General features: G+C 39.7%; 7 protein-coding genes and 1 pseudogene. 5 read left to right on the top strand and 3 right to left on the bottom strand.

The annotated features are described in order from the left end of the window. The first annotated feature begins 93 nt into the window (after positions 1-93). From BN1002_RS17495 to BN1002_RS17480, 4 genes and pseudogenes are all read left to right on the top strand, one after another. Complete coding sequence (locus BN1002_RS17495) at positions 94-1,110, top strand: asparaginase (RefSeq protein ID WP_048826806.1); 1,017 nt, start codon at positions 94-96, stop codon at positions 1,108-1,110. Between the two features lie 1,012 nt (positions 1,111-2,122). Continuing rightward, a complete protein-coding gene (locus BN1002_RS17485) occupies positions 2,123-7,555 on the top strand; it encodes an endo-alpha-N-acetylgalactosaminidase family protein (protein ID WP_048826804.1) in 5,433 nt (1,810 codons plus the stop codon). Between the two features lie 19 nt (positions 7,556-7,574). Beyond that, positions 7,575-7,697: pseudogene (locus tag BN1002_RS24525) on the top strand (LPXTG cell wall anchor domain-containing protein); the annotation flags it as partial. Positions 7,698-7,984: 287 nt separating this feature from the next. Beyond that, the gene (locus BN1002_RS17480; protein WP_048826803.1) at positions 7,985-8,854 is read left to right on the top strand and encodes a DUF5677 domain-containing protein; all 870 of its coding nucleotides are present in this window, start codon (positions 7,985-7,987) and stop codon (positions 8,852-8,854) included. 278 nt (positions 8,855-9,132) lie between these two features. Here BN1002_RS17480 and BN1002_RS17475 read toward each other — a convergent pair whose 3' ends face one another. Then, a complete protein-coding gene (locus BN1002_RS17475) occupies positions 9,133-10,317 on the bottom strand; it encodes an ATP-binding protein (protein ID WP_048826802.1) in 1,185 nt (394 codons plus the stop codon). A 176-nt stretch (positions 10,318-10,493) separates the two neighbouring features. Between BN1002_RS17475 and tnpB the strand changes: the two genes are divergently transcribed. Then, positions 10,494-11,642, top strand: a complete 1,149-nt coding sequence (tnpB, locus tag BN1002_RS17470; protein WP_048826801.1) for an IS200/IS605 family element RNA-guided endonuclease TnpB — start codon at positions 10,494-10,496, stop codon at positions 11,640-11,642. Positions 11,643-11,670: 28 nt separating this feature from the next. Here the strand turns inward: tnpB and BN1002_RS17465 are convergent, their stop codons facing one another. Both BN1002_RS17465 and BN1002_RS17460 read right to left on the bottom strand, forming a co-directional pair. Then, entirely contained in the window at positions 11,671-12,567 is an 897-nt protein-coding gene (locus BN1002_RS17465; RefSeq protein WP_048826800.1) for a tetratricopeptide repeat protein, read from the bottom strand. 6 nt (positions 12,568-12,573) lie between these two features. Then, complete coding sequence (locus BN1002_RS17460; protein WP_048826799.1) at positions 12,574-13,047, bottom strand: hypothetical protein; 474 nt, start codon at positions 13,045-13,047, stop codon at positions 12,574-12,576. Positions 13,048-13,134: the final 87 nt, after the last annotated feature.

The raw sequence follows: 13,134 nt of genomic DNA, 5'->3' as shown, positions 1-13,134 counted from the left end.
GGGATTTTCTTCACCCGAGGAACGGGGCATAATAAGGAAGATAAAAACGATATTGGATTAGAATAAGTTCTTTATTATAGGAGATGTAGGAAGATGAATGCAGAAGTCTTAGTGGAAGAATCAAGAGCAGGCTTAATTGAAAATGTTCATATCGGAATGATTTGCGGGGTAAACGAACGACTTGAAACGACTTTCCATGTCGGGGATGATCATCACTATACTTATTACCGGTCTGCCGCCAAGCCAATTCAAGCATTGCCTGTGTTTTTATCAGACATCATAACGAAATATGGGTTGTCGCGTGAAGAAGCTGCTTTGTTTACAGCGTCACACAGAGGGGAGCCTTACCATATTGCTGCCCTTGAATCCATGCTAAAGAAGTTGCCAGTTCATGAGGATGAACTATTTTGCCCATGTTCTTATCCCTTAAATGCTAAGCCAAGGGAAGATATGATTTGGGCAAATAAAGAGAAGAGAAGGCTTTATCATAATTGTGCGGGAAAGCATATGGGGTTTGTTTCCGTATGCCGCGAATTTGGCTATCCGGTTGAAGGATATTGGGAAGTAGACCACCCCCTTCAACAGCAAATTCTGATGATTCTCTCATCCTTATCGGAATTATCCATTTCTGAGATTGTTGTAGGAAAAGATGGCTGCGGTGTACCTGTTTTTGCGATCCCGCTTAAAAATATGGCCGCCACTTATTTAAAATTAGCCTGCCCTGATTTAATTGATGATTCATTGTTGCAAAAGGCGGTGAGGGATATGACCTCGGTGATGAACGAATACCCTTTGATGGTTGCTTCAGATAAATTTATCTGCTCCGCCCTGCTTCAGGATCAGAACATTGTTGCGAAAGGGGGAGCGCAGGGTGTCTACTGCTTTGGTTTAAGAAATCAAAGAATTGGATTTGCCCTAAAAGTTTTAAATGGTTCAGAAGAGGTTTGGCCAAATATTGTTGCATCTATATTAGAGCAAATTGATTACGACAACAAAGATACCATTGCTAGATTAAGAGCTATGAAACCATCTGTGATTATGAATGATTCCGGTGAAGTAGTTGGGGAAATTACGGAAAAATTTTCACTGATTCCATTAAAAAGTTTTTAAATAAAGAAGCGGTGTTTAAAATTTCATATTCATTGAGCATCTTGGAGCGGAGATCAACCTCTTTTTTAAAGGCTATAACCATCTTTTGGTTAGGAGCCTTTTTTATTACCTAAGAAGTTACGAAATTTCTTTCATTTTCAACTTACCAAATCAGAGCAAAGCATGCTTTTTATATTTAGTTTCTATTGTTTTGTGCTAGCTTTCATGGTTTTAGCATGATTAGCAGACCATTGATGAAAAACATCTTCAAAAGTCAGGAAAAGCAATTTTTCTAAAAAATTAGACAATATTGATGTTGTTTCAAACCTTTTCTAAATATACGATAGCGAAAGAGGCATATTATTCTCAATTTTAGTTACTCTTTGAATTGGAGGTTTGATAAAAGATTTAAACTTAAATAAAAAATCATTAGCGTTTCATAAAAGCTTTTAGTATCAGAAGTGTAATAACTTTCACCACTAAACCGCTCGCGCTTGACTATTCTGGCTAATATCTCTCTGCTGAAATGAAAACGCTGACAAAGAAGCAAGAGTCAGTCCTTGTAAGTATTCGGTCATTTATTTCCTTTTTATAGAAACAGCGTGTCAATTGTCAAGTCGTCTAGATGTTCCACTTCCCTGTTGAAACCTGTTGTTCTATGAAGGCAAATTCCTTTCCCAGTCGTATTTCTTCCTCCCCTTTGGATTTCATCCTGGTTTTTGAAAAAGAGCAGATAAAGGCATCTATTCTTTTGATTAGACAGGTTTCCAGCGTCCTTTTTAGGTCGCAGGCTTCCCTCAAACCCAAACTAATTTAAACAGTACCTCCAGGCAATAGGTGAGGAGGGAAATCCATATCTTGTTGTAGACAGCATTCTCGCTTTTCCAAAGAAAGTTCAAACCTAAGTATAAGTTTTTTTGCTTGCATAGACCTGGATTTACCATAATTTCAATAAAAGTAACAATCAAAAACTCCTAATTATATCAATGCAATGCTTGAGATAAAAAATAGAAAAAGAAAGTGGGACAGTAGATTGAAAATAAAAGGAAAGAAACTATTAGCGATGTTGTTAGTGTTTATTCTAGCAGTACCATCCCTTCCAACGAATTTATTGGCAAGTGCGGCACTTAATACCGCAGATGAAATTTATACTGAGGATTTTTCCAGTCAAGATTTAACAGGATGGGAAAAAGATCTTGGTGCAGGCCGTTTTGAAGTTGTTAATGGGCAATTAGAAATGGAAACAGATGGCTGGGTTGCGGGTTCTATTGATTACCAACAGTATTATAATACCAAAGCACCAAAACTCAAGAACGCTCGGTTAGCAATGGATATTAGTGTGAAAAATACCGCTGGACGTTTTGCTGTTGTTTATCGGCATATAGATGCACAAAATTATGACTACATCGGCTACGATATCGGTGGGAAATGGATTCGTGCAGAAGTAAGAAATGGTAAAAAGATTGATAAAGAATTACCGGTTAATTTAAATGTTGATAATAAAAAATTTAGATTTTCTATGAAATATGTTAATGAAAATATAGAAGTTTATGTGGATGATACTCAGTTGTATAATGGCCCACATACCGATAATGATGCAGGTTATTTTGGTTTAAGAACATGGGGTTACACAGGCAATTATGCATTTATACAAGTAGATAATATTGAATATGAAAAAATTCGTGAAAATGAAAAAACAGAAGATGGACATTACTTAGTTTCCTTTAAAGACGAAGATCACACAGGTGGTTGGGGTAAGGTAGCAGGTAATGGAACCATGGCATATACAGACCAAGCGATGAACTTTGCTGCTAATGGAAATACAATTTATGCTGATGCTTATTCACCAAATCTGAAAAATGGATTTGTAGAATATGAAGTTACTCCGAAATCTTCGGGCCGTATGGGGTTTTTGTTCAGATTTAATGGTGCGAATGATTTTGCAGGATTTGGCTATGACGTGGGTGGAGTGTGGAATTTTATTACTGGAGACGACAAATGGGGACAAGTAGGGAATAAAGCATTGAAGATAGGCGAAAAAAATACAGTTAGAATCGAATTTATCAATGATAATTATCGGTTAACTGTAAATAATGATGAAGTCTTTAATGGCCCTATTAATGCTTTTAGTACCAAGTCTGGTAAAGCAGGACTTCGTACATGGGGCTATGGTTCAGGAGATACTCAAGGCCAGCTTGATCTTCATAAAATGGTAATGGGCGAATTTGCTGGGGTAACATTAACCCCTAATTCAATGACAGTCCGTAGTGGAGATGCAGGTTTATATGATATCAATATTAAGATAAGTGAAACGACAAATGAATTATCAAAAATCACCCATGAAGGAAGAGTATTAGAAGCAGGAACAGAGTATGTACTAAATGAGACTTCCACAATTTTAACACTTAAAAAGGAGTTCATTCAATCTCTTCAACAAGAGACAGATACTAAAACGAAAGTGATTTTGGAGTATAAAGATGGATTCAAAGCTGAATTCCCAATTACAGTTTTGGGAACGCCTCAAGCAAGTGAGGAACTTTATGTAAAGGACTTCTCAAATGATATTAATGGAATCAATAAAGTTAACGGTACTGGTGAAGTAGGACATAATAAAGGTTTAGACATTACGAATGGCCAAAACTTAATCGTTATTGATGAAAATGCACCAACATATAAAAACACTGAAGTTGAATTCATGTTTGATCCAAAAAATGATTCAGGTAACTTTGGAATTGTATTACGTTATAACGGCCCAGATGATTGGCTGGCCTTAGGTCAAAATGGATCAGGAGCTAACTCAACCTCATGGAACCTATTTTCACCAGGAGGACAAAACAAACAATTAACACAAGATGGAAACAGAATTTATGCTAAGCGCATGAAACCTTATAAAGTTAAAGCTCGTATTGTTGAAAACGTAGCAACAATTTATCTTGATAATGCTGAGATCTATACTGGAGAAGTAAGTGGAGTTAGTAATAAAGCAGGTAAAGTTGGATTACGTTATTACGGTGGATCAGGGGCTAATGTTTCTTATTTAAGTGTAAAAGAAGCGAAATTTCCTACTCGTGTAACTAACAAAGTCGACTCAGTTGAAATAAAATCAGCAGATTTAACCGTTAATGTAGATACAGACTTCCCAACAATTAACCACTATATTTTAGGTGGAGAAACGATTACTGGACAAGCAAACAAAGTCCACGAGGTAGAAGTAAACAATACGATGTACACACCGGAAGTAACAAGTGTAGTAAATGAAAACAAAATTACTTATTCAATGAAGATTAAGGAAATTGGAGTCTCATTTGATGTTGTATTGACTGTGGAAAATAATGTTCTTGATTTTAGAATTAAGAATATTAAAGATGAAGGACAAATGATTTATACGATTAACTTTCCAGAACATTCTCTTGTATCAATGGAAAGCAATAAGGAGAATGCTAAGTTAACAGTTAATAACTACCGAGAGCAAAAAAATATTAAGTTATCTGAAGCTGGAATTGCAGATGCTTTTCAAGAAACATCAATCGCTGTCTTAAGCTCAGATAAGATTGCAGCGTCAATTTCTAATGGTTCAATTAAACGCAGAAATGAAGTTGCCTATCAAACATTTGTACAAGATGGATATAGATCAACAGGTATTTGGACAAATGAATACTTATATCGCGGTTTAGATAATGAAGTAATTGAAGAACCATGGACTAAAGTAGCAATTACGCTGGACCGCAACGGAGATGCAATAGTTGATGCTATTGACGGTGCCATTGCCTATCGGGATGATATTGCTAGAAAAGTTGTCGGTAGTGATACAGTCATGCGATCTTACAACTCCATTGCCATGAATGTAGGAAGTAACGCGCAATATCCGTTCCTAAGAATTTTAGATAATATTAAGAAATTCAATTTAGGAACAGATGGTTTCAATCAAAATGTTGTTGTTAAAGGCTATCAAACGGAAGGTCACGATGCCTCTACTGGTGATTTTAATAACTTCTCAGAACGCGCAGGCGGACTTGAAGATTTATTAGTATTGCTCGAAAATGCAAAAGGTAATAATGCTACTGTTGGTGTGCATATTAACCAAACAGAAATCTATCCTGAATCAAAGCATTATGGAGATTACATCGCATCCTCTGTACCAGGTTGGTCATGGTATGACAGTGCTTATCAAATTATTCGTGAAAATGATATTCTCATAGAAAATCAAGGTATGCTTGAAAGATTACAGGATTTAAATGAATCAACAAAAGGGCTTTTAGAAATGATTTATGTTGACGTATTCTTCGATACCCGCTGGCCGGCACATGAAATGGCAGAAGCCGTTAATGACAAATTAGGCATGGCACTGGGGACAGAATATGTTGATGAATTTACAAAGGATTCAGTATGGGCTCACCATATCGATAATCGATTTAACGCTGCAGGAAACTTAATCCGAGTTATTCATAATAACGATAAAGATATCTTTGGTAACCAGGCTCTATTTAGAGATGCAAGTACAAGAAACGTTGGAATTAACGGCTGGCAAAACTCTGTTGACTTCAACAAATCAACTCGAGAATTCTTCACACAAGTATTACCGAATAAATATCTTGCTCAATATCCAATCATGAATTACGAAACAACAAATAAAGCTGTTCTTGGAAAAGACAGAAATGTTGTTACAGAAATAATAAACGGAGTTAATCATATATCACAAGATGGTAAAAAAGTAGCAGAAGGAAATAAAATCTTTATCCCATGGACAAATGATGGTGAAGAAGAAAAAATTTATGCCTGGAGTGATGATGGAGCAGAAAAAACATGGGACCTTCCAAACGGTTGGGAAGGTGAAACTGAAGTGAAATTATTTAAACTTAGCGATCAAGGTAGAAAACTAATTGAAACGATTATAGTAAATGATGGCAAAATAACCATAGATTTAGATAAAGGAACAGGGTACACAATCTATAAGGGGTCTGTAAGTGTTGATGAGAAATCAAGTGTTGATGTAGATTGGACCCAAGGTTCAGTTGTAAAAGACGCAGGATTTAACTCCCATGCATTTAAAGACTGGAAAAAGGAGTCAGGGTCAGCTGAATTCCAAAATAACACTATTGGAAATACTCATATGATTATTAATGGTGAAGAAAAAGGAATTGTTTCACAAGAACTCACTGGCTTAGAAGTTGGCGAGTCTTATGGAGCATCCGTATGGACCCTGGTTGAAAACGGAAAACGAGCCATAATTAGAATTACAGATGGCGATCATGTTTACGAAAACTACATCGATAAGAGTGATGTAAAGTATGGTGTTCACCATACAGACAAATATAGAACGAATACACAACGTATGGGCGTTTCGTTTATCGCTCAAAACGATACAGTGTTATTAGAACTTATTGGTGAAGAATCAGGTGCTGATGGAAAAGTTGACTTTGATGATGTTCGTGTTAGAAAAATAGGACTTTCAGATCAAAAAGGTCATACATTCTTAGAAGATTTCGAGAATGTTGATGAAGGATTTGGACCATTCATTAGTACTGAATCAGATAACTCACACCTATCTGAAGCAAATAAACCATATACAAAAGATACAATCGATGGACGCTATTCTTTGAAGATTAGATATGGGGATCATATGAGAACCCTGCCACAAACAATGAGACTTAAAGCCAATACTGAATATAAGTTAAGTATTGACTATATTGCCTACCAAGACGGAATCTTTAATGCCAGTATTAAAACTGATGATGGTAATGAAACGTTAATTACAAAACCGGCAGTTAAACATCCGGATGGAGAAAATCCAGGAACAATTAATCTGGAATTTACAACTGGTGACTACAATGATTACTATCTAGACATATCTCCAAGAAATTCAGGGCAAGGTGAATATATACTAGATAACCTTATTCTTGATGAAATGGCAGGAGAAGCAGATATAACGGCTCTAGAAAAGAAAATAGCCGAGGTTGAGGGCTTAGATGAAACAGCTTATACGGAAGAAAGCTGGAAACCATTCGCTGAGGCATTGGCAGCAGCAAGAATCATTGCTTCAAAAGCTGATGCAACGAAGAATGAAGTCGATGAGGCACTTAAGGCATTGAACGCAGCTCATGAAGGGTTGGAAAAAGTGGAAGAGCCAACAGACCCAACAGACCCAGCAGATAAAACAAAATTAGAAAAGAAAATAGCTAAGTTTGAGGGTTTAGACGGAAAAGCTTATACGGAAGAAAGCTGGATTAAATTCGCAGCGGCATTGGCAGCAGCAAAAGATATTGCTTCTAAAGCTGATGCAACGCAGAATGAAGTCGATGAGGCACTTAAAGCATTAAAAGTAGCTCATGCAGGATTGAAAAAAGCGAAAAAGCCAACAGCCCCAAGTAAACCAGGTAAACCGAGTGAACCAGGTAAACCAGGTAAACCAAGTGAATCAGGTAAACCAAGTGAACCGGGTAAACCCGGAAAAATGGTGTTCGGATAATGGTTAAAGCCTTCCAACTACTGCAACTAACATGTTTTATTGGTTAGCTTTAGGTCTACTAATAATAGGTATTGGAGCAGTAGTATTAGTATCTAGAAGAAAGAAAGAATATAATAACAATCATAGATTTATTGTTAGTTAATACATGGATCAAATGATTACTGGTTGTAAAGAACGTGGTGCCGACTGTGTATGATCACAGAAGGCATCACGTTTTTTTAATAACAAACAAGTTTTTATTTTGCCAGAAGGGAGAGGCTTTAGAGGGGATTGGGGGATTGTATGTTTAGTATTGAGTACCAACAAATAATGGTAAAATGGAAGAGGAGAATATGCCGGCCAAACGAGTAAAGTTGTTGCCGGATTGGCAGACATCATCTGTATTGGAAAGGTTCCCTTTCTTAATCAAATCCAGTGAGGATGGTATTTTTGAAAAGCAGCCAACAGAAAATTGTGAAGCAAATCAATACTATTCGTAAAAGTATTCGACATTCTAAACAGGAAGTTAATTGGGCCACAGGATTCCAGTCTGACAGAAATAGGATACATAATGAAATTCGCGATAGATACAGAGATCTCTTCGCCCTTATCCAGCTTATTAGAAGGGCAACCATACTGGGCGTACAGAATGTAGATATTCTTGTACAACTTGATGGGGAAGGGGATTTTAATGATTGCTTGCAGAGGTACAATGCGCTGAATCCGTTGATGATAAAGTATTTTGATGTTTTCGATGAAATTATTTGTCTTATAGAGAATGGTTTTCCGGATGGCGCCATGCAGCGGTGGAGAACATTGCTTGAGTACACTGTCATCGCCCTGTTCATCCTTGAGCAGGGGGAAGAGGTGGCGAAAGCTTATATAGATAATTTTATCAATTCCGTTCATGACGAACTGCATCCTAGGACGAACTATGCCTGGGCTTTGGCTGCGGCTTGTTTGAAAGATGAGAAGCAAATAAGTTTTACCAAGCTATTGTATCAGGTTAGAAGCATTGATATAAATCTGAAAAATTATTATAGAGTCAAATATAAATTAACTTCTCAAATCATCCATGGGTCAGTATTCGGAATTAATTTATCATTCAATGACCATATTTCGTTTAATATTAATGACCTTAATGAGAAAAATGCCGATTATTATACTGGAGGGGTCAGTACTGTCATTACCCACACTATGCCGCTCTTCTACTTAACTTTTCTCACCTATTTTAATACCTTCCCTGATGGCGGAGTGGAAATGAAAGAACTGTTACAGGGACTTATTGATGAATATGCAAAAGTAGTTGGGAAGAGCTAGTGTAAGGGATTTTTAATTTCTATAAGTTTAGGTACGAGTGCGCCACCAGATTTGGGTTGCGGATGGAGCTGTTTGACTTTGGAGGTGTAACTGCTTCCTTTAAGCTAGGCAGTCATAGTCTATATAGAGGATGTACTGGTAGACGTTGATGGTGCGGCTGTTTGATCATCATCCAACAACAATAGTTGTGAAATTAAAAATCAAAAAAAGCCGGTTCCGTGACCGGCCTATTACATATTCTCATTTATATAAGCTGCAGCTTCATTGTACAAGCCGCCCTAGTTTCCGAACTTAATATAATTTTTAATCGTTGCCAGCCATTCCAGTGTCGTTGGTTTTGTTTGATTGATTGCGTTCAATAAATCTTCCATTGTAATCGGTCGTTCATGGCCGCCATCCATGATTTCGGCTAAAACCTGTTCGGATGCCAGTTCTACTATATTTTCAATATCAGCACCTGAGTAGAGCGGGGTGCGGTCAGCGAGGATATCATAGACAATCCCACTTTCGACGGGCCTGCCGCTAAGCTTCAATTTAAAAATGATCTTTCGTGCTTTCCGATCCGGTGGCGGAACGAAGACGAGTTTATCGAATCTGCCTGGTCGCTTGAAGGCATCATCCACATCCCACGGCATATTGGTCGCCCCGATAACAAGCAGTTTTTCGTTCGATGTTTCCACGCTTTGAAGTTCAGTCAGCATCGTGTCGACCAAAGGACGCAAAACTTCGGAACGCGATTTCGAGCGGCTGAAACCAAGTGCATCCAATTCATCGAAAAAGACAACCGCAGGTGAGTTCCGACGGGCTGTTTCAAACGCATGATGAAGGTTCTGCTCACTTACGCCAATATACGGATCAAGAATTTCAGAAATATGGATAGGATAAAAATTGGCCCGGCATTCTCCGGCAGTAGCTTTAGCAATAAATGTTTTCCCACAGCCTGGCGGACCGTATAAGAGAATTCCGCCGCCAGCTTTTTTCCGGAACTTGGCGAATAGCCCCGGATTTATGAATGGCTTGATGATTTTCATTTCAATTGTTTTCTTTAAATCCTCGAGGCCGCCCACATCATCGAACGTAACCTTCTTATCAATATGATTCCCTAGTAAAATCACATTCTCCTGTTTGCGTCCCCCAATAACCTTAAAGCCTTTTGTCTTTGAAGCTGGCACTTCTTCAGCAGGACCAGGACTGCTGGTGTAATGTTCATCGGGTTGGCCGGGTTCGTCACTAGGTTCCTGCTGAGCATCCAGTTGATTGGACTCTAAACGAAGAAACTTTTTAAGAGAAGAAAGCACTGCTTTTTCCAGAGCCGGGTCATCTCCCTTTAACGCTGCCGAAAAAGCATGCAAAGCCTCTGATAGCTGTCCGCTGTTGAGATATTCTTCTCCGATTAAAAACTGAATCTGATAATTGTTCTTATCTCGTTCCAGAATTGACCGATAAATCGCTATTTTATCCATTTAAAGCCTGCCTTTCACGAACCATTTATCTCCTCCTGGCAGAAGACTCCTTCTCAATTTTGTGGAGGGCGCAGTCCAAAAATAAGTGGGAGATGAATGCCGGTTGGCGCTAGCCAAAGCGTCTTCATTTGGTATATAATTAGGTTGGAACATTTGTTCTGTTTGGAGGTGAGGTTATGAAGAAAAAAGCCTATAAATTCCGGATCTACCCAACCAAACAACAAGAAATCCTCATCGCAAAAACCATCGGCTGTTCGCGATTCGTCTTCAACCACTTCCTCAGTCACTGGAATGACTCCTTCAAGGAAACCGGGAAAGGTTTGTCCTACAATAAATGTTCGGCCCGTCTGCCTTCCCTGAAAACAGAACTACCCTGGTTGAAAGAAGTTGACAGCATCGCCATCCAGACCTCACTCAAACACCTTTCAGATGCATTTGACCGTTTCTTCAAAAAGCAAAACTACCCCCCTCGTTTTAAATCGAAGAAAAACAACGTCCAGTCCTATACGACCAAAGAGACAAACGGCAATATCGCTGTCATCGGCAATAAGGTGAAATTGCCTAAACTCGGCCTTGTCCGGTTTGCGAAAAGCCGGGAAATCAAGGGGCGTATAGTGAATGTGACCATCAGGCGCAATCCGACAGGGAAATATTTTGTTTCCATCCTTGCCGAAGAAGAGATAAAACCGTTGGACAAGACCGGCTCCATCGTGGGGATCGACCTTGGCTTGAAGGACCTTGCCATCCTTTCCGATGGAACTACCTATGGAAACCTGAAATTCTTCCGGACGCTGGAAGAAAAGTTAGCCAGGGAACAACGCATCCTGTCACGAAGGAAGGAACAGGCCCTAAAAGAGAAGAAATCACTGACGGAAGCCAGGAATTATCAAAAACAAAAACGGGAAGTCGCCCGGCTTCACGAACGGATTGCCAATGCAAGAAGAGACTTCCTGCACAAGGCCTCCACCGAAATCATCAAAAACCACGATGTGATCGGAATTGAAGACCTGGCCGTCAGCCATCTCCTGAAGAATGCCAATCTTGCAAAATCAATCAGTGAGGTCTCCTGGTCGAAGTTCCGAAGGATGCTCGAGTATAAAGCAAAATGGTACGGAAAGACCATCGTCGTCGCTTCCAAAACATTTGCCTCAAGCCAATTGTGTTCGGCGTGCGGCCATAAGAACAAAGACGTTAAGAATCTCGGTTTGCGGGAATGGGATTGCCCGCAATGTGGCATCCATCACGACCGGGATCTTAACGCAGGTAAGAACCTGCGGGATGAAGCCATTCGTCTCCTAACTGCCGGAACTGCAGGGATAGCCTAATCAATTAGAGGCCGATAGGCTTCTTTACTTAGGAATCCCCTTCCTCAACAGCGTCAGCTGTGGGTGGGGGAGGTTCAAAAAATAAAGGGGTTATCCATGTAGAAAGGGCGAAAAAGACATAAGCAATGACAAAGAGGGAGAGCAGACTGGGGAGATTCAGCTCAACCAGCAGCATAGTGATCACGATAAACGAAAGCCACGCGACAAACGGGCCGTCGATTTTTCCTATAAGACGTTGAGGGGCATAAAGAGGGTGGGACACAGTGTCGTAATACTCCAGCAAGCCGAGGATATTCCGGTCCTCGGGATTGAGCAGAAACGCTTGTCTGTAACATTCCCTCGCTTCCTTAAATTCCCCTTTTAACACATGGAACATCGCTATGTTTGTCAGGTTCTGCACTTCATCGGCGGACGTCTCCATGACGTTCCGGATAAATTCCTGCTGCATGCCTTTATCGTCCTTTGCAAAATAGAAATCCAATAAAAGCTGATTCACTTTTTCATTGTTTGGTTTCAGCTTCCTCGCCATCTCAAGAAGCGCAAATGCTTTTTCATAGAGGCCAGCTTCAAGCATCAAACCGCCGTAGGAAGCAATCAATTCTCCATCGAGCGGATCTCTTTCAAGTGCAGCCAAATACGCTTCCTCTGCCTCAGCTAACTTTCCCTCCTGCTGAAAAGCCCAGCCAATAAAGTGATACCCGATGATTTTGTTGTATCCCAATCGCAGCGCTTCCTGGCACAGTTCCCTTGCTTCCTGGAAGTTTTCCCTGGATAGCTCCACTACCGCCATCTGATATAAAGCAGTCGTGTTTTCGGGATCCTGCCGCAACAGGTTTGTAATGAGTGGAATTGCAGCCACATATCTGCCAATCCTAAAATAATGGGCGATCACTGCTTCAGCTTTCCGGTTTTCCTGAATCGTCATCGAGTATCATCCCACGCTTTCAGTCAGGATATAAGCCGCACCCATAATAGCATACTGAATCACCGCTCCAATAAATATCCACAGCAAGGCCGGCTTAAACAAACCCTGGATTTCCCCAACAGTCCGCCGATGCTGCTGAAATCGCTTGTTCAGCACAAATTTGTAAAGAGAGAACAAAAGAATCGAGAGTATCTGAATGGAAAGTAGCGGCGTCCTGTTTCCTTCACCCAAAACATCACGGTTGTCCAAATAAAACATAACCAAATTAAAGATTTGCACCACGACACTGATGGCTACCAACACATTTATATGTTGCTTCGGCACTTTCAGCCACTTCGCATTTCGGCTGCCAAGCACCATCAGCGGAATAGGCCCGCCGAAAAAAGAAACCAGAAAGAAATGATTGATATCATACGATTTTGTTTTACTCCAGCCATCTCTAAGCGAAGGCTGAAAAAGCTCATCAGCAGATTTGGACATAACATCACCCTAAAAATTCCATTTTTACTATAATTCTATCATCGCAAAAATGGAGGAAGTGTCAAGCACATAGGTACCTGTACTTCC

The sequence above is a fragment of the Bacillus sp. B-jedd genome, assembly GCF_000821085.1.
Taxonomy (GTDB): domain Bacteria; phylum Bacillota; class Bacilli; order Bacillales; family Cytobacillaceae; genus Bacillus_D.
The sequence above is the reverse complement of the archived record's forward strand: the minus strand, read 5'-3'. Positions and strand labels throughout refer to the sequence as shown.